This window comes from Bacillus cereus group sp. MYBK195-1 (assembly GCF_051916605.1).
In the GTDB taxonomy this organism is placed as follows: domain Bacteria; phylum Bacillota; class Bacilli; order Bacillales; family Bacillaceae_G; genus Bacillus_A; species Bacillus_A cereus.
This window is the reverse complement of record NZ_JBQAGZ010000002.1, coordinates 805609-827935: the sequence shown is the minus strand read 5'-3', so window position 1 is coordinate 827935 and position 22327 is coordinate 805609. Positions and strand designations below refer to the sequence as shown.

Genomic DNA, 22327 nt, shown 5'->3' with positions numbered 1-22327 from the left:
AAGGTTAGTTATTCACATTTACTTCTTGTAACTCCTCCATAAAATCAAGCAAAGATCCTACAGTAAGAAATGCCTTTGGATCTACCTCATCCTCTGGAACGCATAGCTTTACATCCATTTCTATGTATACAATAAGCTGTAACATCATTACCGAATCTATATATAAATCTTGATTTAAGCGCATCGTTTCTTCTAAATGCGTTACATTTTTCAGTTCCATTTTTTCAATCATAATTTTTAACACGGCATTCTTTAACGCTTCCCGTCTCATGTTGTAACCTCTCCCATCTCTAGTAACTTTCTACTTACTTTTCCAGTTTTATTTTTAGGAATTTCATTTACACTTTCAATTTCATGGGGAACTTTATAAGAAGGTAAGTGCTGAATACACCATTCTCTTATTTGTACTGGATCAACATGAGAGATCACTTTCGCTTTAACTATTTCGCCCATGACAGGATGTTTCCCTCGATATACAATTGCCTCTTGAACACCTTCCAATCGAAGCATCGTTTCTTCTACCTCTATAGGAAAGACTTTTAATCCCGAAACATTAATTACATCGTCCATACGCCCCATAAAATGAATGCCACGCTCAGATTTATACCCTAAATCTTTCGTGAAGATTTCCTTATCATTCATTTTCACGACGATTTCTTCCGGTGCATTTTCATCTGAACCTATGCTTATACTCGCATGAGGTAGAGGGTTTCCTAAATCTAAATGGCTCTTCATATCATGACATATACTAATACAACCTGCTTCAGAACAACCGTATTGCTGCATCATATATGTTGTCATTTCTTTTAGTTTATAAAATAGTGCTTCTGGCAAAGGCGATCCTGATGTCATAATTTTATGAAACTGGAACGTCCCTAATGGAAAACTCCCCATAATGTGTAACATAAGTGGTACTGCATATATAATATGTTTTTCTGTATTGCGAACTATATTTAATGCGAATTTAGGATTTTTATTCGTAATGATTACAGGCTGGCTCCCCCTCTTAATTGCTGATAAAGTACCACATATTAGTCCGTATGAATGTGAAACAGGAGCCATAACGATTGGCACTTCATCTACTTCACAGTTTAAAGCTTCATTATAAGCGGTAATTTCCGTATCAACTTCCGTCCATGCTCTACGAATTAGTTTCGGTTCCCCTGTAGTTCCAGAACTATATTGCAATAAAGAAGGCTCTTCTAGTAAAAAGTTCCCTACTTCTAATTTTGTAAAATCGCCATATTCTCCATATAAAATTCCTACACAATTTGCACGCTTTGCCATTTCAATAGCTGTTTCTTTTGGTGTATCTTCATGTATAAGTAATACTGATGATTTCTTTTCTTTTAAGAAAAACACAATCGTAATAATATCGAATGGATCTTTCAGACAAAGTGCAAATCTATTTCCTTCTGCTTCTTTAAATTTTTCCATTTCCTCATAAACTTGTAATCTCAATTCAAAATCACTTTTGCTATACTCTTGTTTATTAACGATTAGCATAATTTCCCCCTGTAACAGCTGATTTTTGTTTCATAAGTTGTCTTACTCTATACAATGGATTTGGAACTTCATGAACAAGCGATTCCAGATCCATATATAATCGACGTTTCGTTAATTGTTCAGCATAGAATGTAGGTGCATATAATTGAATATTTTCAAATCTACCTTTCAAATGTGGATATATTCTTAAATGATCTTCAATTTCTTCAACAACCATCATCCAAAAATGTTCTTCTTTCAATCCATATTCATCCGCAAGTACGAATGCTAATTCTCCTAAATTAAACAGGAATAGTGCATCTAACACCATCTCTTGCAAACATTCGATGCGATCCATTTCAAAGAAATCATTCATTTTTCCATTCGCATATGTTTTATGCATTTTAGTAAAGTCGGGACATTTGTCAACTTCTCTCAAATATGGACGATAAAACTCAAGCCCTTCATGAAAATCCTTTAACGCAATACGAACAGGCACCCCTTCTTTATGGACTAGAATCATATTTTGTCCATGTGATTCCAGTGCGATACCATGCTCTACAACAAGATGTATAACTGGTATTATCGCTTTTTGAATAAGTAATTGTAGCCAATCCTTCATTCCATATTTGTTCAACCACGCATCAATAATTGGTGTACCATCTTTCTCTTTAGCGTATAAACCATTAAAAGGAATTGCATCCTCTTTTGCATCTAAATACTTATGAATGCTTTCGCGCCAAATACATCCTAATGAACCATATATAGCTTTCTTATTCGTGTCATACGTTACACTTGAAAACTCATTTAACAAGATTAAACGTGCTTCATCCATTAAATAGGCGTCATTACTTACAACATCATTTAACCAATTTGATATTGCTGGTGCACTCACAACAGAGTATGGTTTCAGCGTACGAAGTGTTGAAGTGTTGAGTAAATTCATCGATAATTTAACGTACGGTTTCTTTGGACTCGTAATATTTCTTAACGTTCTCATTGACTGTTGCGCGCAATAATCGTCCTCTGATGTTCCTAAATAAACAATAAATTTACCCTGTATATGATCCGCATAATTTGAAATGATGAAATTCTCCCACTGCCATGGGTGAACAGGTATAAACACGTACTGTTTTGGATTACATCCCTTATTACGAATTCGTTCCATAAACTCTTCTAATTTACGATCGCCAATCTCCTCTTTTAAAAGGTTGTTATACATCACTTCATTCTCATAACCTACAGTCGCATAATTCTTATGCGCTGCAATCCATATGAGTTTTATTGGCTGCATAAATTCATAACCATATTGAAAATTGTCACGATATTGAAATCCAACACGTGCTTTATAACTAGGATGATATGGATGGCCGTCTATTAAATGGCTTTCAAACTCATCGTAAGATTTTTGAGTATATTCTCTCTTATTATTTCTTTCATATTGTGCAATCGTGTCTTTAAATATTGTTTGTTCTAATTCGTGTATAAAAGAATCTAATTTAGCTTGTTCTACACTAGTAACCCGAAAAACTTCTTCTAGAAATTGCGAGACAGATTGTATTTCTTGCTGTTCATCTTGAACTCTTACTATTAATGAGCCTAACGAAATACGTCCAAATGTCATCCGTTCCCTGCCATAGCATTTGTACGTGACACTTTTGCCTTCTTCATCAAGTCCTTGTATTAGAAAAAGAAGTTGTTCTTCTTTTTCTATGCGAACCGGTGTAATAATCCCCTCATAAATTAACGATTCTACTAATTGACGTAGCACTCTTCTTCGTACTGAAATGTAATCTTCTGATTCGAGCGCCTTCAATACTTTCGTATGATACATGTCCACTCTCATAAAACCCTCCACCTTATGACAAAATACCATTATTTGTATTACGTGAAATTTTAACGTTATTTATGAACGAACAGCCACTTCTCTAACGAGTGGATTATGTACTTGCACATAAATAGCTTGCTCCAATGGATTACTTAACTCATCGACATCGAAAAATCTCGTTAGTAAATTTGCTTTACACACTAACTTATCTTCGTCCAATAATTCTCTTAAAAATGTAGAAGGTTCCCGGTTATATGGAAGGAATGATTCAAGTACAGACCTTAATTCCGAGAGAAGAATTTCCTCCTTAATTAATCCTGCTGTGCCAAAACCATTAATGAGGCCAAACATATGATTGAAAATTAAGTAGTAACGAAATCTCTCATCCACAATATAGTCGTCATATAAATTTCCAGTACGTTCTCCAATACCAGCTAATTCATTATTAAGCATCTCTTTCATTGAATTACAGAAATAAAATCCTTGATTATCACGGAAATAATATTTGACCGGATAACCATCTTTTAGCTGAACAACGCTATTTTGCTGATGAGCTTCTAATGCAACACCATACTGTAAATACATCCATACCATTGGCTTTAAAGAAATATTCATATATCGTCTAAACCACTCTAAGCTTACTTCTTCACAGCTTTTACTTTCTAAATCTGCTAGGCGATGAATAATATTCGATAACCGCGTACGCTCCCCAGGTATAGCGTCTTGAACTAGCCCAGCAATTAATGTTGCGTCGTTTGCATGTTCGCTATAAAAAGGATTCTCACGAATAATCACTTCAAATCCAGATTCTTGTGTTCCATAATTTAATGTAATAAAGGCTGGATCACAAATAAAATCAAATCCTGGAAATCTTTCTCGTACTTCACCAATAGCCGTATTTAACATTTCCTTCCCTTCAAGACCACTCTCAAGTTCTTTCAGTTTATTAATACGCATTGAATTCGTTACTTTCACCGGAAATGAAAACTTAAGCATATACTTCGAATTGGGATGATATAGCGTCCTTAGTGATGATGTTGCCATATAATACTTACCTACAGGACCAATATACTCAAGCAATTCTTGAATTATCCAATCTTGTACGTAAGCTTGATGCAAGAGCCATTCTGCCTGAAGCGGATGAATTGGAATTAATGCATATTGATCTTCCTTACAGTACTTCGCTATAAATTCCTTACTAACCATCTCATCATTACTTAATTCTTCTTTTATAATCGTTGTTGTAGAATCTGATAATAATGATTTTTCATTTACTATACTTTTATGTGCCCGAAAATAATGAAGCTGACATTCCCCTTTTAATTCTGGAGAATACATTGCACTTTTCCAATCCAATATCCCCTGTCTACTCTTTGGTGTAGGATGAGTTAAATGCCCAAATAATAAAGACTGCTCCGCTTCTATAAAAGTTGTATGGAAACCGTATAATGCGGATGTATCTTCTATTCTCTCTTTTGTAAATTCCTCAATATTTTGACAACTACGGATAACTCGAAGCATAAGTTCCGCAGGATTCGTTCCTTCTCCGTAGTTGATCGACATCTCTTTTATTAAAAACGTAATAACTGTAACGTAATCTGCTGTAATAACAGAATTACTATCTCCAATTTGATAATAAAATTGTTCTCCAAACAAATGGCGATCTGTTGGTGATTTATATATAACTTCTCCATACAAAGTAACGTTCTGTGCCGATAGCCGACAACATAAATATGTGGGGACTGTATCTCTATTCAACGTATTACTGAAGATACTTTTCATTCTTTCATCCTCTGTAATCCATTCTCCACTCCCTGTTTCTCTTAAATAACAGTTTAAAAAGCTTTGTAATGTTGCATGTTCTGCGATTTGTTTCGCAAGCTGCATGTTGGTCCTCCTCTTTATATTAAAGCTATCGAAATTTTATATAATAAACGATAATTGAATGTCGTTATCAATTATGATTCTAATTGATAATAATATTCAATTCAAGAGTATATTTCAGAATTTTTTTATCTGATTTAATTTTCCTTGTTTTCCCCCTTTTCTTTAATCTAGTTAAAAATACACAAAAAAAATACTCAGCTTCAAACTACATACTTACTATTTTTCATTAGTAATCTATCCAAAATGGTTAAACAAAAGAGGTATACCTTAATTGGTATACCTCTTTCAAACATAAAGTTTACATAATAATATTATTTATATCTCTCCAGCAATATGCTGTCTCTTCTACCTGTAATCGCTCTAAAAATTTTGTATCAATTTTTTCTGGGTTAAATTTTTCATAAAACTTTTTAGAAGGATTATTCGTAACAACCCAAACTAAAAGTGATTGCATATCATTCTTTACACATTCTGATAGTAACGCTTGAAATAACTTTTGTCCTATTTTCATTCCTTGATACTGTTGTAAAAGGTAGATTGCATATAATTCTCCATCACAATTATATGTATCAGTTCTTTCTATCCCCCCATCGATGAATCCAACTATTTCTCCATTTAAATTCTCTGCTACAAATCTAAATTGATGATTACCTTCTTTTTGAAAAATATCTTCCCATTGTTTTTCTCGTTTCTCATATGCTATATTATCTAGAATTTCGTCAGCAAATATCCCTTTATACGCTGTCTTCCAACTATCGACATGCACCTTTGCTATACCTTGTATATCATCCTTTATTGCTCTTCTAATATGTATTCCCATCATTTCTCTCCCCTTATTACTCATCATTATATCAATTTCATTCCTTAAAAATCCAAATAAAAAAGAGTGAATTCACTTCACTCTTTTTTATCACAATTATCTACTTTCCACTTCAACTGAAACTACTCGATCAATCTCTTTCAGGGAACTATATAACTCTGTTGTATATAAATCTTCTGGAGCTAAAATAACCATCTCCAGTTGCTGAAATGCTCCACTATCTATATCTTTAATTTTCACGCGTTTCACATGCATGCCTAAATTTTTAATTTGCTTAAATATACCATCTAATTCATGATGCTCTTTAACAGTAATTTTTATAGATAAATCCTTTTGTCTTAATGAATACGGTCCTGCAATTTTCACAAGTTGCGGAAGTACATTAATCGCTAAAATAATTAAAACCATAGCAACTGTCGCTTGTAAATAAAATCCTGCACCAATTGCGATTCCTAAAGCTGAAGCAGCCCACACCATAGAAGCTGTTGTTAATCCAGAAATAACGTCATTACTTCTTCGTAAAATGACACCTGCGCCAAGAAAACCAATTCCACTAACAATTTGAGCGGCCAGTCGCATCGGATCCATATTTGTATGTCCTGGAACAGAATATACATGCACAGATTCAATTGAAACCATCGTAATTAAACAACTTGCTACAGAAATAACCATACTTGTTTTCACACCAAGTGGTTTATTCTTTAGCTGCCTATCTATCCCGATGAATAATCCTAAAAAGAGTGCTAAACCTAATTTGAGTAAAAATTCATATGACATATTCCCATTCTCCTTACTTTACAATGTTTCCCTTAGAATAACTCACTATAACTCTTTTATGATATCAATTCCAGTCTTTTCTATTCATTTAACGTAAAAAACCGAAAAAACATTTATAACGATGTTTCTCCGGCTTTTTATTACACTTTAGATTCTTCTTTATTTCTGATCTTTAATCTTAATTTCTGCATCTTTGTAGAATGCTAATTTACTGTCATTATACTCTTTTGTAAATTTGTTAAACTGCTCTTTCGACTTTTGTGCTTCCACATTTAATTCATTAACAGTTTTAACTTTTTCACCGATTTCTTTTAATTTCGTTTCTTTTACTTTTAATTTTTCATACAGTTCTTTTTCAGTCGCTAACACTTTCGTGTAATTTTCATTCATCTTTTGGAATGCATCATAACGATTCTTATACGACTCTTCTACTGCTTTTGCTTGTTTTTGTAACTTTTTATCTTCAAGCTTCTCTATATTTCCTTGTACAGATTTTGTTTCTTTCTGAGCTTTTTCTAGCATTTCTTTTTCATTTTTCAATACTTTTTCACGATCATCTACATTTGCAGTAGCTTGCTCTAGTTTCTTCACAACTGCTTCATTATGATCTTTGCCTTCTTGCAAAATTTGAGAATATAATTCTTGGCCTTGTTTCTCTAACTGCTCTAATTTTTTTGCTTCATCCACTAAAGATTTTTCTTGTGTTGCTGCTGTTTCAAAAGCTGTATATAAATTTTCTTCTGGCTTTTCACCGAAACAACCTGTTAACAACCCTACTGATAACGCTCCAACTACTGCTACTTTTCCATACTTCAACGTCAATTCCTCCATTACATACGGTTATCATGCCAGAAGTTCACTGGGAAGTGACTCTCTTCATGATAAGCTTCAAACTCATAACCTTTTTCTTTTAGCCCCTTTAAAATTGCTGGCACAGCAGCAACTGATTGCGGGTGAATATCATGCATTAAAATTACTTCTTGTGGTTTTGTTGCGTTTGTTAATACGTTTTGAGCAATTTGTGCTGCAGCTGCATCAACTGGCATTTTATTGTATCTCCAATCTAATGAATCAATTGTCCAATCCCATACTTTAAATCCGCCTTCTACCACTTTATTTCGAAGACCTTCATTCAATCCAGGCATCGAACCATATGGAGGACGTGTTAATTTAGGTGATTTCCCAATAATATTAGCGATTAAACCTTGATCTTCTTTCATCTCATTTACATACTCGCCATTTTTATATAACTTTGCGAAATTATGTGTCATACTATGCATGCCTACATAATGACCCTCAGCATTTTCACGTTTCACTAAATCAGGAAATTCTTTTACATTCGCTCCAATTAAAAAGAACGTCGCCTTCGCATCATGTTGTTTTAGCGTATTTAATAATTCAGCCGTATATTTCCCTGGCCCATCGTCAAATGTAAGATAAGCAACTTTTCTTTCTTTTCCATTAAAACGACTTGGTGCCGTTTTATTCATTTCAACTTTCGGCTGTTCACTTGCAAGCTGCACTACATTTTCTTGTTTCGCAACAGCTTTTGCTGGTGAAGTAATTGATTGAAACATGTAATACCCAATAGCTACTGCGGCAATCGCTATTAAAACGACTACTATTTGTTTAATTTTTAAAGCTTTTTCCATTCTATCGAATTCCTCTCCCTATTAATCTTATATATAAATCGCCCAATATAATTATACATCTATTTATTTTTATTTCACCATATAAATAGATTTTATTTGTATTATAATGGGAGTTTTATCAAAATTGTTGTTCCTATTCCTTCTTTGCTTGTAACACTAAGCGCACCGCCATGAAGCTCTACCATTTTTTTAACGATAGCTAAACCAATACCTGCACCTGCAGCATGATTATTAATTTGGTAAAATGATTGCTCAATATATGGTAAATGTTCTTTAGCAATTCCAATCCCTTCGTCTCTTACCTTAATCACTGCTTGTCCTTCTATTTTAGTTGCTTCAATGTGTATTGTGCTTTTTTCATGTGAATACTTAATTGCATTTTGAACAATATTCAAGAAAACTTGCTTTAGCCTATTTCGATCTCCCATCAATTCAATTCGGTCTATAGTAGTAATAAATTGAATTTCCTTCTCTTCCGATTTAGGAGTTAATTGCCAAATCGTCTCCTCTAGTATATCGTACAATTGCACCTTTTGTTTATATAAATTAAAATGATTTGATTGTAATCTTGAAAAATCTAGCAATTCTTCTACTAAATGAATCAACCTATCTGTCTCACCTGAAATAATGCCCATACCTTGCTTTATTTCTTCTTCTGTTAAATGATCTACTGTTTTTAACGTCTCACTCCAACCTTTAATTCCTGTTAAAGGCGTTCGTATTTCGTGCGAAATAGAAGCAATGAATTCATTTTTCATCTGCTCAGCCTTATCTATTTTATAGGCCATATAATTTAAACTATGTGCCAAGTCACCTAATTCTCCAGGATAATCTTCTTTAATTTTTTGCTTTAATGTGCCTTCTGCAATTTGTGAAGAGGCTTGAATAATGGATTCAATTGGCTCAACAAATGAATTTGCCAAACGTCTACTAATTAAGAAGGCGACTCCCGAAATAACAATACCTACAGAAATAGTAAACGTAATAATTTCAATAATCTTTTTATTTACATTTGTTAAAACAGTCGTATATTTTAAAACACCAATAGTTTGTCCTTGATGTATAAGTGGGCTTAGCACCTCTAGTTGTTTTTTATTACCTTTCGTAGTAACTTGATTATACATTTCACCTTCTAATAATGATTGTGGAATATTCACTTTACCTTCTACCTTTTCACCACTTGAAGATTGTATAACCGAGCCGTGACGATCAATTAACTGTAATTCTGTTCCTTCTAATTGAAAGCTACTAATTATGTCACCACTATATTCTTGTAATCGAATAAAGTATAGTGAATTGTATTCTGAAAAAAAACGTGTACTCGTTTTCGCATGAGACTCTATATATTGCACAATCCCATTATAATAGTATCGATAAATTGAGACTGAAAATACAACTTCAAATAATACAAGCATAAGTGTAATGACCGTCATAAAATATAAAGTCACTTTCCGTTTCATCTCATACTTTCCTTCCACACATATCCTTTTCCCCACACCGTAAGAATAAATTCAGGTTCTGATGGATTACATTCTATTTTTTGACGTAACCGTCTCATATTTACATCTACTACTTTCGTCTCACCTACGTAATTGGTTCCCCAAATCATATTTAAAATTTCATCACGCGAAACTGGCTTTGAAGCCTGATTCATTAAATACTGTAATATCATATACTCTGTAGGTGTTAAATCGACTAATTGTCCATCTTTATACAATCTTTCTTCTATAATATTTAACGAAAATGGACCTGACGTAACAATATTCGTTTTTTCTTCATGTACTTCTATTCTTCTTAATAAAGACTGTATACGTGCAGTTAATACTACTGGACTAAACGGTTTTGCAATATAATCATCTGCACCTATTCCTAGTCCTTGCACCTTATCTTCATCTTGTACACGTGCGGTTAACATAATAATACCCATTTTTTTATTTTCTTTCCTGATAGCCTTACAAACTTCTAAACCATCAATCCCCGGTAACATTACATCCAGCAGTGCTATATCAACAGTTTGTTCACTCAAAATCTGTAACGCTTCTTCTCCAGTAGTAGCTTCTATTACATAAAATCCAGCACGTTTTAAATTTAAAACAATAAAGCTACGGATCGTTAATTCATCTTCTAAAACTAAAATTTTTGACATAATTCCCACCTCCTACTCTTGTTGATAATCCGCTAGCGGTTTTATATATGCTTTCACTTTTTCAAATTCCGATTGCTTCGGTACTGCATATACGTGAGAAGCCGTTTTAATTGCTGCGCTGTAGCCTTTTATATTGAACCATTCTTTCCGCTTAAAAATATGAACTTCAAGCCATATTTTATTTGTTCTTGTATCCAAAAACTTTTGAGAATTTGATTCTTTTTGCTGATCTGGTATTGTAATTTTCCCTATTAACTCTTTAGGAATTTTCACATAATACCCTTTTTCTATATCTATATATCGTTCTTCAATTGGTTTAATTCCAGATTCACTCCACTGTATGTAACGTTCAAAAAGCGGACTATCACCATGTGATTTATCCTCCCAACCTTTTGGACGTACAGTACGAACAAATTCAATAATGCCGTCTTCATTAACATCTTTACTTTCTACAACATATTCATTAAATAAATCTTCTTTCCCATCTATAGGTAATACTTCATAATGATCCTGATCAAATTTTGCTACATAAGTTATACCTGAATGAGCCCCTGTTCCCGCATCGATTACAACTGCCTTTAATGATTTAGAAATACGGCCCATTTGTATTCTTTGAATACTATTTATATACGGATCAAATGTAACCTCTGACAATACCTTAAACTTTTCAATGAACTGAACCTTCAACTGTTCATCTTTCATATACGAAACAAGGCTTATGTCTTTAAAACCATTTTTGTTTAAATCATCTATAAATAACTTTGTATACTTCTGTCTATAAAATTCCTTTATATCGTCACTCTCATCGGAAAAAACATACATTGTGTTTTCTAATAAATCACGATTGGTAGTTATTCCTATCAATAGTTCCCTTTTCCCACTCCCTGTGAAATCTCCTACCTCAACAATATCTACTTCTTCCCCATCAAATGTATAGGTTGACTTCATATTCCATCCATTATTTTTCTTCTCATATACGGCTAAATATATATGATAATCTTCATTAGGTATTTTATATACGATGACAGCTTCTTTTTTATTATCTCGTTCGAAATTCATTGACCATGTCGTCTGTTTATCTCTATTAGACATTGGAGTAAGTAAGCGATAATTAACAGGTAAATCTTTATCAATTTGTTCCTTTAATTCATTAATCCATTTTTCATTTGTAGGAGCTTCCATTAGACTTGTTGGAGCTTCAGACATTTTACATCCAGTCAATATAAAGATAATTCCCATCATGCTTAACCATTTCTGCATATGATATCTTTCCTTACCACAAATTTTGAATATGTCCTTTTACTTTTTTACCTATCCATTATACTCATACATATGAGTATAATTTTTCTAAACTAAAAAATCGTTACAGAAAAGTTACAAATACATTCCAAAAAAAAAGATTGGCAAAAGCCAATCTTTTTTTATTATTCGTTTCGGACTGATTTTGGCGTTACACCTAAATGATCATTTAATTTTTTTGAAATATCTTTTACATTTTTTTCATTTGGAATGTAATAATAAATACCACCGATACGTTTATCTGTACCTTCTATTTGCAATTTTTCCATTTCCAAATTAGATCCTGCCATATTTTTTGTAATGGCAAGCATATCGTCAAATGTTAAGTTCGTTTTCATATTTTTATCAACCGCATCTAGTAAAGAGCCCATTTTGCTAATTGATTGAACAGACATCGCTTTTTTAGCAATTGCTTCTATTACAAGTTGCTGTCTCTGTCCACGCATTGCGTCACTATCAATTTTACGCGTTCTTGCAAGTGCAAGAGCTTGTTCTCCATTTAAATGTTGGTAACCTTTTTCTAAATGGATCATACCAGCTTGGTCTTTACTATCTTGTTCAGTGAAAGTAACTGGTACATCAATATCAATACCACCAATTGAATCGACAATTTGTACGAATGATTCAAAGTTAAACTTCACATAATAATCAACAGGTACATTCAAAAATCTTTCCACCGTATCGCGTGTGCTTTCTACGCCACCAAATACGTGAGCATGAGTAATTTTATCTAATTTTTTTCTAGTTGGAATGTAAACACGTGAATCACGTGGAATACTTACTAGCTTAACAGACTTATCATCTTTATTAATTGTTGCTAATAAAAGTGCATCTGTTCGAACTGCTTCGCCATATTGGCTTTTTCTCATTTCACTTCCATCTACACCCATGATTAATATTGAAATATTATCCTTTAAAGGTTCGACTTCTTTATCACGCTTTGATGACTTATCAATTTTTGCATACGCATCATTTACAACAGCTTTTGCTTTATTATATATAAACGAACCATATCCTACTCCTCCAAAAATAAGTAGGAAAAATGGAATTAATATGAACCATTTTATTGACTTTCTTTTAGAACGCTTTTTATTACTTCTCGTATTTTGTTCTAATTCAGAGCTCATACCCATTCGCCTCTCTTTCTCTTTACCAAGTATAATGTAAGTCTATTTATCTTCATATTGAATTTCCTTTCACTAACCTTACAATTTTGTAAGGTTACTACTTAAACCCAATACGTATTCCATTTCACATTATACTCTCGTACTTATTTTTGGCAAGTCACTATTTACCAATTTCAAAAATTTAGCACTTCGCAACATATGAATTTACAAATTTATTAACTCTTTCATTTTAAATTAGGATGTCTTTTTCTTAACAAACGATATGAATAAAGAATCCAGCTAATTATAAAATCTCTATGAATACAGTATATTTGACTTTATTATTTCTCAAACGGCGTATACACGCTTTTCTTCCCCTGATTATCAATGTAAGCCGACTTTGCTTTTATTTTCGTTTTTTCTACTTCCATGTCTTCATTTGAGAAGTTCACAATGATTTTAATATCTTTTCCATAAGAAACAGATTGTACTAGCTTATCTTCTGACAAATACGCAAAATTCGTCATCTCTTCTTTTACTGCTTTTTCATGAACTTCATTCCAAACTTTTAGATGCTCTGTAATTTCTTTTTTATGCTTATTCCACTCTACTTCATCTAAATGGTATAACGGAGGAACATTATACAATAATTCAGACAGCATTCGATTTCCAACTTCATCTTTTACCTTTAAACTTCCCCATTCCCAATGATGCGTTGTAATAACGGAATCATTGTATACTAATTTATATAATGGTACCGAATATACTGGGTTTAAATATACTTGTTTATATTCTTCTTTCAATGGTACTTGTTTTGCATATTTTTCAGGCACATTTTGATTTGGTGACCAATATCCACCGACATAATACGGACTTGTTTTATTTTTCCGCATATCTTCATCGTCCCATTTAATAACAGGTGTTTCAATTCCATGTGCAAATGCAATCGTACTACTAGCAAAATCATTTCCGCCTTCAGAACCAACGACCATACCCTTTTCTTGCGCAATGTAGTCCATTCGTTTTAAACGTGCTTTTAAATCTTGCTCTTGTGTCGTTATATGTTTCGCTGAATAGTCATCGTAAATTTCACCTGTCGCATCACAATCAATAAACCATGAATTATATTTAGGGCCATTTTGTAATATATCATTCATGCGTTCCTTTACACTAGGTAGCGATAAAGTCGGGTTTAACTTGCGACCTCTACCTAAAAAGCCTTGCACCTTTTCTCCGTTTTTCTTCGTTACAGTAGCCTCTTCGTATAATGATGGGTCATTAAAGAATGCTGTGTTCCAATTTTTATCACTTTTTTCGTGAATGGAATGATATGAGTCATACGGACCAACTAAATATCCCATTTCCTTAGCTTTTGTCACAAAATTAGGTTGCATAAATCCTTGTTCCCAGTTCGGCAGACCAATCCACGCTTTTTCTATTCCTGTCTCTTTCATTTCCTTTAATATGTCCGTTCCATCTGCATTACCCCATTTACTTACCTCTTCAACCGCATCACCAAGTAGCGACTTTAATAAATGCTTATTTAAGCTATACAATTCTGTCTTCGTTAAGTGACCTACACCTTTCTTTATTAGCGCACCAGCTTCCTGATCAACGTTTTGGAAAATATCCTCTTTATAAAATTCCTTCATCGATAATACTTCGTTTATATAACGTAAAATAACATTTTTTTGATACTTATCAATGAAATCTTGTTTACTTACTTGATCTAATACATTCAGTTCCCCAGGCTCTGAACTATTCTTTTGAATAAGTTCTTTTATATGACTAAACAGCGGGCTATTTATTTGCTCCCTTAGTTTTGGCCAATTTATATTATTTTCTGATAAACCATTTTGATTCCAAAAATAAAAATGCGCCGCTCCATATAACTTTTCGATTTCTTTATTTTTTCTAGCCTTTTCTTGTAATGTTTTAAATTCACCTTTTCGAACAATATCATCCTTATATAGTTTAGCAATACTTACCGCATCATTATTTGTCACATATAATTGAAATCCATATGTTTTATTTTTATTTATGCTCGGAAATTCATGTGTAAAATCAAACCCTATTTTCGGATCCGAATGAAATTTCAATTCATTATTAAACATATTCTTTGCAATATATACAATTGAATATTTCGAACCATTTAATGCGAAAAACTTCATAGAAAATGATTCAGCAAATGAATATGCATCATCCTTTAAAAACTTCTTCCAATTCTCATCATTGCTCGGAATTTGCTTACCCTCCCATAACGGAAGTGTATAATTCTCAGCTTCTACTTTCGGCCATGTAAAGCTTTCTGCACCAGTCGATTCCACTTCAATGTTTAAGTGGTCTTTTTTCTTTTCTAATTTTATTTTTACTTTTTGATCTGGATATTCCCACGATGTACGATCCTTTTCTTTTTTTACATTCGATACCTTCATTTTCGGTAGGGGTTGTGATGCCTGTTCCTTTGCCCCCTCATGTTCTACAGTTAATGTGAATGTTTCTGGATTTACATCATAAGTAAAATCTTTATACGTCGCTTTCTTTATTTTAGACTCTTGTACAGCATTACTACCTTTTACGTCACAACCGACTAAAGTCGAAAACGACATAGTTGTAAGAAGACATATCGCTATCATTTTTTTCATCCTCTGCACCTCCACCAATGAATATACAGATGCTTTGTTACAGGAATGTGGCAAAAAATAATAGAGCTAGCATTTTGCTAGCTCTGTTTGGAGTATTAAAAGTTGATATGAACAACTATAATTCGCTTAGAAGATATGTAATACAGTAACTACATTTTTTCTCAACAATTATGAAACTAAACAAATCAAAATTTTAACAAGCATTCTTCAACTGAAAAAATAAGTGTATACAATGTATCCTAAAAGTAGTACTAAAATGATTATTCCTGTACCTTTCCAATTCATACCGCCTGCTATATCAACTGGACTACCCGTTTCCGCTCTATTGAGTCCGTCACGTAAAGAACCCGTAGGATTACTTTTTAATTCACTTTGTCTCATACGCTCTCTTTTTTCTTCTGGTGACTCTTTATTCATTTAATCACCTCCAAAATGAATGCACTCTTTACTTACATTATTCAAAATCAACATTTGTTTTATATTTTTCCGAAAAAACCTAATTTAAAATAGGTTTGCAACGTAAAGAAAGCTAGCCATGCCAGCTTTCTTTACGATCCAATATGCTCTTCCTTATTTACAATAATACCTTTATGGTCGATTTCAAGCTCACATACTTTCATATCTGTAAATACTCTCGCTAATTGCTCAGCGATTTCTTGACGCTTCTCATATGGCGTTAATATAAAAATAGATGGCCCCGCACCACTAAGTGCTGTGCCGTACGCACCAAATTCTTTTGCGCATTTACGAATAGATGGTAATAATGGTACGAGTTCTAAACGATATGGTTCGTGAAAATGGTCTCTCTCCATCATTTCACCTACAACTTCCCACCGCTTTTGACATAATGCAGCTACTAATACGTTACTTATCGCACTAGCTTTAACTGCCTCATGAAACGGAAACATCTTTGGTAATACAGATCGACTTTCATCTGTATTTAATTCTGCATTCGGAATGAGAGAAATTACACCCAATTCCTTGCTCTCAATTCTTACGACGGAAACATCCTTTCCATCAAGTGCTCCAATTACAGTTCCACCTAATATAGAAGCAGCAACATTATCAGGATGTCCTTCAAAATTTGTAGCAATTTGAACTTTTTGATCAGCAGTTAAGTTCAAATTGCCTAGTTGATTCGCAAGCTCTATCCCAGCTACAATCGCTGATGCACTACTTCCTAGCCCTCTCGTTAATGGGATATTACTAGTAACTTCTATTATATGGGGTGATATAGAAGGACATACTTTACATGCCGTGCTAACGATTAAATTTTTATCGTCTGTCGGAATTGATTCTTCAAAGGAATGGATTACTTGCCATTTATCAGCTTTTTCTTTAACCACCACACCTAAATACAATGACAAAGCTATTCCAACTGAATCAAATCCAGGACCAACATTCGCCGTACTAGCAGGGACACGAACGCTAAATGGTATCACGACATAATCACCCCTTTAATATGATCTTTAATTTGTTCTATATCATTTGACACACTTGCGATGTCTAGTTGATTTGAAGAAATAGCGATATCAGGATCCTTCAAACCATTTCCAGTTAATACCGCAACAACTGTTTCTCCCTTTTTGATTTTCCCAGATTGAACATGTTTAATTACGCCGGCTAATGAAGCATTTGATCCTGGTTCAGCGAAAACTCCTTCAGTTTTTGCCAATAACCTATACGCATGTAAAATTTCTTCATCTGATACCATATCTATTTCACCACGAGACTGCTCGGCAGCCTCTACTGCATACGACCAACTTGCCGGGTTACCGATGCGAATCGCTGTTGCAATTGTTTCAGGCTCTTCAATTACATGCCCTTTTACAATTGCAGCTGCTCCTTCCGCTTCAAAGCCATGAATTCTTGGCTTTTTATAACCTTTTTCTTTCTCATATTCACAGAAGCCTTTCCAATACGCTGTAATATTCCCTGCATTCCCAACAGGGATAGCTAGAACATCTGGTGCATTTTGCAATTGGTCACAAATTTCAAACGCTGCTGTTTTTTGCCCTTCAATTCGATAAGGATTTACTGAGTTTACTAACGTAATCGGCTCTTCTGCAGCAATATTTCTTACAGCCTTAAGCGCATCATCGAAATTCCCTTCTATTGAAATAATTTCAGCTCCATAAGCGACCGCTTGCGCTAATTTTCCATGTGCAATCTTTCCTTCTGGTATTACGATAATGCATTTCATCCCAAGACGTGCCGCATATGCTGCAGCTGACGCTGATGTATTACCTGTTGATGCACAAATGATTGCTTCTGAACCTTCTTCTTTCGCCTTAGCAACTGCCATGACCATACCACGATCTTTAAAAGAACCTGTCGGATTCGCTCCTTCGTACTTACCATATAGCTGAATCCCTAATTGTTTTGATATATTTAATAATGGAATAAGTGGCGTGTTTCCTTCCATTAAGCTGACATCAGGTGTATTTTCATTCACCGGTAAATAAGACGCATATTGTTTTAATAGTCCTTTATACATATTGTTTTTCCTCCTCAATAATGTAGTAACTGTTTATTTCACTTGCGACAGCTTCTATCGCTTCTAAAACTCGTTCAAATTGATACTTGGAAGTTCGATGTGTCACAACAACGACTTCTGCCAGTTCACGGTTTAAAGGTAATTGAATAACCTCTTTTAAACTTACAGAATAATTAACGAAACATTCTGTTATTTTTTGCAACATCCCAGGCTCATCTCGTAATGAAATGCGTAAGAAATATTTCGAAACTACTTCTTCATCACCTTGTAATTCATAAGGAACTGCTTCTTTTAACGCACTTTTATTTTTCGGAACTTGATTCATATTTTTAACGATTGAAATAATATCACTTACTACAGCAGAACCAGTCGGTAACTTCCCAGCTCCGGGTCCATAAAACATCACTTCTCCTACCGCTTGGCCATGGACATACACCGCATTAAATTCATTATTCACATTTGATAATGGATGCTGGCTCGGTAAAAGCGTCGGTTCTACACTTAAATGAATGGCTGGTCCTTGTTTTTCAGCTTTACCAATTAACTTCATAGTAAATCCTAACTTTTCAGCCATTTGTAAATCTTCTTTTTCGACCTTTCGAATCCCTCTTACTTGCACATCATCTAATGAAACATTCATCGAAAAACCTAAGTTTGCAAGTATTGCTACCTTTCTCGCCGCATCTAGTCCATCTACATCTGCTGTCGGATCCGACTCTGCAAAGCCTAATTTTTGTGCTTCCTGTAAAGCCTCTTCATAAGACCATCCATTTTGACTCATTTTTGTTAACATATAATTTGTTGTACCATTTACAATTCCCATTATTTTTTCAATTTGATCTGATGCTAACCCATCAGTTAGTCCTCTTAACACTGGAATACCGCCCGCTACACTCGCTTCGTAACATAAATCACAATCATTATCGTTCGCCAGTTGAAGAAGCTCTGCACCATATACAGCCATTAAATCTTTATTTGCTGTTACGACATGTTTTTTATTTCGTAAAGCCTTAACAATATGCTGTTTTGCTTCTTCAATTCCGCCCATTACCTCTACTACAATATCAATATTTGAATCATTTAGAACTTCATCTGCATGACTTGTTACTGCAATTCCATCAATACAAACATCGCGTTCTTTTTCCAAATCACGTACAACGACTGTTTTCACTTTCACTTCGTATCCTGTATCAAGTGCGATTTTTTTATAATGTTCTTTCAAAATATGAACAACACCACTTCCGACCGTACCTAAACCTAATACCCCAACATTTATAACGTTATTCATCTTCTAATCTCCTCCTAAAAGTTTAATTGTTACATCTATAAATCACCTTACTCTGCTTTTTTGTCATGCAGGTGGTGGTTATTTCCGTACTTATAAATCGTTTCATATTACCGCACCTCCTTTCAAAGTAAAAAAACACACCCATCCCTAGGAAAGGGACGAATGTGTTTTCGTGGTTCCACCCTTGTTCCAATCTAGACGTATTTCCTCCTAGATTGCTCAAGTTCAGATAACGGCTGATACCGCCAATAATTACTAGATTACTCGTTCACTATTGAAGTTCAAAGGTGGTAAAATCATTTCTCGTGTTAGGAAGCTCACACCCTTGGCTTCCCTCTCTGTAAACCGTAAAAATGATTTCGTGTCCTTATCGTTACTTTTTCGTTCATGTTTATTTGTTAACTCATTATACTCGCATAAAAAACAAAATCAATACTATTTTTTAATTATTTTAAATTTTCAATCTCTTATACCATAAAAAACACACTCATCCCTAGGAAAGGGACGAATGTGTTTTCGTGGTTCCACCCTTGTTCCAATCTAGACGTATCTCCTTCTAGATTGCTCAAGTTCAGATAACGGCTGATACCGCCAATAATTACTAGATTACTCGTTCACTATTGAAGTTCAAAGGTGGTAAAATCATTTCTCGTGTTAGGAAGCTCACACCCTTGGCTTCCCTCTCTGTAAACCGTAAAAATGATTTCGTGTCCTTATCATTACTTTTTCGTTCATGTCTATTTGTTAACTTATTATAGTTATCAAATTTTTAAAAAGCAAGCCTATTTTTACTAACTATTTTCAAAATAATTTTTTATTATATTTCACAATAGCATTATGCAACTGCCACTCAATTTACCTATTTTGTCATTTCTCCAGTTTATAAATCAACGGTTCATATATAAAGTGAAACTTTAATCAGTGAGGATTTTGTTCATCCCCACTGATTATTAGCCTTCACCAATCGGGCTTTTACGGGCAGTTGATCCCCACCTAACTTCTTTGCTTTCGCTGAATTTTGAGGTAGGGGTGTTACTGCCCGTTAATGCGGGATAAATCCCCATTCTAAAACCCGTACATACTCACCTTACAAAATTATATCAATAAAATTTTTAATACAATCTTTTTGTATAACTTTCTTCTAAAGAACGTGCAACATCTTCTTCTGAAGCATTCACTTTCGCATGCTCTAACAACATTTTTGCTGCTGAAGGTAACTCTTTTTTATTTAACCAAGATTCTGGATCCCATATCTTCGAACGAATAAACGCTTTTGCACAATGAATGTAACACTCTTCTATTTCAACAACAATTCCAAGCAACGGATTACGTCCATTCGCCTGCATTTCTTTCAAAATTTCTTCGTCGTTTGTAATATACGCTCGGCCATTTATTCTAAGTGTCTCCCCAAGACCTGGAATAAAAAAGATTAGTCCTACACGTGGATTTGAAATAATATTCAAAATGGAGTCTATACGACGATTTCCTGGCCTTTCTGGAATGATAATTTTATTATTATTGAGTACGTATACAAATCCAGGTGCGTCTCCTCTCGGCGAGGCGTCACACTCCCCCAACTTATTTGCAGTAGATAATACTAGAAAAGGAGATTTAGAAAGGAAATCTACACCATGGTGGTCTAATGATGAAATAACTTTTTTCAATGCTCGCTCACTTGGTTTCCCCAATATTTTCCGTAACTCTTCCTCTGTTGAAATAATCGATTTTATTTCCATACGCTCTATCTCCACTTATAATCGCCCCTTTTTCTTTATTTTCCCAAAATTCAATACGAATATTGTATAATAAAATTTGCAGAAAGGGGAATTAAAATGACAGAGTGGTTAACAATATTTGATTCTGAAAGAAATACACTTGGGAAGAAATTACGCGATGAAGTGCATCGTGACGGTGATTGGCACGAAACATTTCATTGTTGGTTTGTAGAAAAAGATGCTAAAGATATATTCTTATATTTCCAATTACGCTCTAAAAATAAAAAAGAAGCTCCACTTATATGGGATATTACTTCAGCTGGACATATTATGCATGATGAAGATGTACAAATTGGTGGTCTTCGTGAAATCGAAGAAGAATTGGGGCTTTCCTTTCAAACTACTGATTTAGTATACAAAGGAATCTTTAAAATAGATTATGAAATTTCAAATCTTACTGATCGTGAATTTTGTCATATGTATTTTCACAATGTCATCAATCCACTTCCATTCGCACCAGGTGAAGAAGTAGACGATGTGATGAAAGTACATGCAACTTCTTTTCTACAACTATTAAATGGTGAAATTTCATCTTTTACAGCTACTTCTGTTTTGAGCAATAAACCGATAACGATAACTTTTGATGATATTTATCCATATGATCTTGCATACTATGAATTTGTTGTTGAACAAGGAAAAGACTTACTAGAAAATAATAGTTTATAAATAAAATAGGACTCCTAGCATTATATTGCGTGGAGTCCTATTTTTCATTATTGCTCAAGTGCCTTCAATCTTTTCTCTACTCGTATGAATAAGCGAATGATTAGTACTAGCATAAAGATCATTATAGCTAACGTTGTATGGGAGTATCTAAACAGTATACTAATAACACTTCCAATTAACATCATGATGAATCCATTTTGCTTCATCACTTCTGCACTATACCTGTTACCCGCATCCCATAATTCCTTATTTTTCATAGATCGTTTCGTACGATAACCATATGCCGCATTAATATCGGTCGGTGGATTTTTTTGAAGAATAATTGCCGCAAGTATAAAAATAATACCAATCAATATGCTTATTCCTATGTTTACTAGTGCATAAATCAATTATATCCCCCCTAACTTACACTTTCATTATACGACACAACCCTTATTTTTCCAATTTATAACACAT

General features: G+C 33.9%; 20 protein-coding genes and 2 other annotated features. Of the genes, 1 reads left to right on the top strand and 19 read right to left on the bottom strand.

Going from position 1 to position 22327, the window contains the following annotated elements; genetic code table 11:
- Window positions 1-4: 4 nt before the first annotated feature.
- The 18 genes from asbD to ACTFRY_RS13820 form a co-directional block, all read right to left on the bottom strand.
- Window positions 5-271: a petrobactin biosynthesis protein AsbD gene (asbD, locus tag ACTFRY_RS13905; RefSeq protein WP_086409199.1), complete on the bottom strand. Its 267-nt coding sequence runs from the start codon at window positions 269-271 to the stop codon at window positions 5-7.
- On the bottom strand, window positions 268-1506 hold the full coding sequence (locus ACTFRY_RS13900) for an AMP-binding protein (protein WP_098616396.1): 1239 nt from the start codon (window positions 1504-1506) through the stop codon (window positions 268-270). The genes asbD and ACTFRY_RS13900 overlap by 4 nt, the downstream gene beginning before the upstream one ends.
- A complete protein-coding gene (locus ACTFRY_RS13895; RefSeq protein WP_016117630.1) occupies window positions 1493-3331 on the bottom strand; it encodes an IucA/IucC family protein in 1839 nt (612 codons plus the stop codon). Before ACTFRY_RS13895 ends, ACTFRY_RS13900 begins: the two co-directional genes overlap by 14 nt.
- A 60-nt stretch (window positions 3332-3391) precedes the next feature.
- Window positions 3392-5200, bottom strand: a complete 1809-nt coding sequence (locus ACTFRY_RS13890; protein WP_098616397.1) for an IucA/IucC family protein — start codon at window positions 5198-5200, stop codon at window positions 3392-3394.
- Between the two features lie 298 nt (window positions 5201-5498).
- Entirely contained in the window at window positions 5499-6023 is a 525-nt protein-coding gene (locus ACTFRY_RS13885) for a GNAT family N-acetyltransferase (protein WP_033682813.1), read from the bottom strand.
- A 93-nt stretch (window positions 6024-6116) separates the two neighbouring features.
- Entirely contained in the window at window positions 6117-6797 is a 681-nt protein-coding gene (locus tag ACTFRY_RS13880) for an MgtC/SapB family protein (RefSeq protein WP_000119510.1), read from the bottom strand.
- 159 nt (window positions 6798-6956) lie between these two features.
- Window positions 6957-7613, bottom strand: coding sequence for a YkyA family protein (locus ACTFRY_RS13875; RefSeq protein ID WP_000873574.1), 657 nt, complete (start codon window positions 7611-7613; stop codon window positions 6957-6959).
- A 14-nt stretch (window positions 7614-7627) separates the two neighbouring features.
- Window positions 7628-8449 (bottom strand): peptidoglycan-N-acetylglucosamine deacetylase, encoded by an 822-nt coding sequence (locus ACTFRY_RS13870; RefSeq protein ID WP_000409484.1) that lies wholly within the window; start codon window positions 8447-8449, stop codon window positions 7628-7630.
- Between the two features lie 101 nt (window positions 8450-8550).
- Entirely contained in the window at window positions 8551-9909 is a 1359-nt protein-coding gene (locus ACTFRY_RS13865) for a sensor histidine kinase (RefSeq protein ID WP_000824531.1), read from the bottom strand.
- Window positions 9906-10595 (bottom strand): response regulator transcription factor, encoded by a 690-nt coding sequence (locus ACTFRY_RS13860; RefSeq protein ID WP_000036071.1) that lies wholly within the window; start codon window positions 10593-10595, stop codon window positions 9906-9908. The genes ACTFRY_RS13865 and ACTFRY_RS13860 overlap by 4 nt, the downstream gene beginning before the upstream one ends.
- A 12-nt stretch (window positions 10596-10607) precedes the next feature.
- Entirely contained in the window at window positions 10608-11855 is a 1248-nt protein-coding gene (locus ACTFRY_RS13855; RefSeq protein ID WP_001174875.1) for a hypothetical protein, read from the bottom strand.
- 164 nt (window positions 11856-12019) lie between these two features.
- The gene (locus tag ACTFRY_RS13850) at window positions 12020-13021 is read right to left on the bottom strand and encodes an LCP family protein (RefSeq protein WP_002163948.1); all 1002 of its coding nucleotides are present in this window, start codon (window positions 13019-13021) and stop codon (window positions 12020-12022) included.
- A 320-nt stretch (window positions 13022-13341) separates the two neighbouring features.
- On the bottom strand, window positions 13342-15645 hold the full coding sequence (locus ACTFRY_RS13845; protein ID WP_044795760.1) for a glycoside hydrolase: 2304 nt from the start codon (window positions 15643-15645) through the stop codon (window positions 13342-13344).
- A gap of 207 nt (window positions 15646-15852) precedes the next feature.
- Window positions 15853-16062 carry a DUF6366 family protein gene (locus tag ACTFRY_RS13840; RefSeq protein WP_001031483.1) on the bottom strand — a complete coding sequence of 70 codons (210 nt, stop codon included), beginning with the start codon at window positions 16060-16062 and terminating at the stop codon, window positions 15853-15855.
- A 131-nt stretch (window positions 16063-16193) separates the two neighbouring features.
- Window positions 16194-17087: a homoserine kinase gene (gene thrB / locus ACTFRY_RS13835; protein WP_000612105.1), complete on the bottom strand. Its 894-nt coding sequence runs from the start codon at window positions 17085-17087 to the stop codon at window positions 16194-16196.
- A complete protein-coding gene (gene thrC / locus ACTFRY_RS13830; RefSeq protein ID WP_000276439.1) occupies window positions 17084-18142 on the bottom strand; it encodes a threonine synthase in 1059 nt (352 codons plus the stop codon). The genes thrB and thrC overlap by 4 nt, the downstream gene beginning before the upstream one ends.
- Window positions 18135-19430 carry a homoserine dehydrogenase gene (locus ACTFRY_RS13825; RefSeq protein ID WP_044795759.1) on the bottom strand — a complete coding sequence of 432 codons (1296 nt, stop codon included), beginning with the start codon at window positions 19428-19430 and terminating at the stop codon, window positions 18135-18137. Before ACTFRY_RS13825 ends, thrC begins: the two co-directional genes overlap by 8 nt.
- A gap of 151 nt (window positions 19431-19581) precedes the next feature.
- Window positions 19582-19813, bottom strand: a binding site (T-box leader).
- Window positions 19814-19927: 114 nt separating this feature from the next.
- Window positions 19928-20159 (bottom strand) — a binding site (T-box leader).
- 383 nt (window positions 20160-20542) lie between these two features.
- Window positions 20543-21181, bottom strand: a complete 639-nt coding sequence (locus tag ACTFRY_RS13820) for a pyridoxamine 5'-phosphate oxidase family protein (protein WP_000402139.1) — start codon at window positions 21179-21181, stop codon at window positions 20543-20545.
- An 81-nt stretch (window positions 21182-21262) separates the two neighbouring features.
- On the opposite strand from ACTFRY_RS13820, the gene ACTFRY_RS13815 reads away from it, so the two are divergent.
- Window positions 21263-21871 carry an NUDIX hydrolase gene (locus ACTFRY_RS13815; RefSeq protein ID WP_000141384.1) on the top strand — a complete coding sequence of 203 codons (609 nt, stop codon included), beginning with the start codon at window positions 21263-21265 and terminating at the stop codon, window positions 21869-21871.
- Between the two features lie 47 nt (window positions 21872-21918).
- On the opposite strand, the gene ACTFRY_RS13810 is transcribed toward ACTFRY_RS13815, so the two are convergent.
- A complete protein-coding gene (locus ACTFRY_RS13810; RefSeq protein WP_033693873.1) occupies window positions 21919-22257 on the bottom strand; it encodes an SdpI family protein in 339 nt (112 codons plus the stop codon).
- Between the last annotated feature and the right edge of the window lie 70 nt (window positions 22258-22327).

What these genes read in the sequence shown, in the direction of transcription:
- asbD (WP_086409199.1), bottom strand. Translation starts at nt 271, where the DNA reads ATGAGACGGGAAGCGTTAAAGAATGCCGTGTTAAAAATTATGATTGAA.
- ACTFRY_RS13900 (WP_098616396.1), bottom strand. Translation starts at nt 1,506, where the DNA reads ATGCTAATCGTTAATAAACAAGAGTATAGCAAAAGTGATTTTGAATTG.
- ACTFRY_RS13895 (WP_016117630.1), bottom strand. Translation starts at nt 3,331, where the DNA reads ATGAGAGTGGACATGTATCATACGAAAGTATTGAAGGCGCTCGAATCA.
- ACTFRY_RS13890 (WP_098616397.1), bottom strand. Translation starts at nt 5,200, where the DNA reads ATGCAGCTTGCGAAACAAATCGCAGAACATGCAACATTACAAAGCTTT.
- ACTFRY_RS13885 (WP_033682813.1), bottom strand. Translation starts at nt 6,023, where the DNA reads ATGATGGGAATACATATTAGAAGAGCAATAAAGGATGATATACAAGGT.
- ACTFRY_RS13880 (WP_000119510.1), bottom strand. Translation starts at nt 6,797, where the DNA reads ATGTCATATGAATTTTTACTCAAATTAGGTTTAGCACTCTTTTTAGGA.
- ACTFRY_RS13870 (WP_000409484.1), bottom strand. Translation starts at nt 8,449, where the DNA reads ATGGAAAAAGCTTTAAAAATTAAACAAATAGTAGTCGTTTTAATAGCG.
- ACTFRY_RS13865 (WP_000824531.1), bottom strand. Translation starts at nt 9,909, where the DNA reads ATGAAACGGAAAGTGACTTTATATTTTATGACGGTCATTACACTTATG.
- ACTFRY_RS13860 (WP_000036071.1), bottom strand. Translation starts at nt 10,595, where the DNA reads ATGTCAAAAATTTTAGTTTTAGAAGATGAATTAACGATCCGTAGCTTT.
- ACTFRY_RS13855 (WP_001174875.1), bottom strand. Translation starts at nt 11,855, where the DNA reads ATGCAGAAATGGTTAAGCATGATGGGAATTATCTTTATATTGACTGGA.
- ACTFRY_RS13850 (WP_002163948.1), bottom strand. Translation starts at nt 13,021, where the DNA reads ATGAGCTCTGAATTAGAACAAAATACGAGAAGTAATAAAAAGCGTTCT.
- ACTFRY_RS13845 (WP_044795760.1), bottom strand. Translation starts at nt 15,645, where the DNA reads ATGAAAAAAATGATAGCGATATGTCTTCTTACAACTATGTCGTTTTCG.
- ACTFRY_RS13840 (WP_001031483.1), bottom strand. Translation starts at nt 16,062, where the DNA reads ATGAATAAAGAGTCACCAGAAGAAAAAAGAGAGCGTATGAGACAAAGT.
- thrC (WP_000276439.1), bottom strand. Translation starts at nt 18,142, where the DNA reads ATGTATAAAGGACTATTAAAACAATATGCGTCTTATTTACCGGTGAAT.
- ACTFRY_RS13825 (WP_044795759.1), bottom strand. Translation starts at nt 19,430, where the DNA reads ATGAATAACGTTATAAATGTTGGGGTATTAGGTTTAGGTACGGTCGGA.
- ACTFRY_RS13815 (WP_000141384.1), top strand. Translation starts at nt 21,263, where the DNA reads ATGACAGAGTGGTTAACAATATTTGATTCTGAAAGAAATACACTTGGG.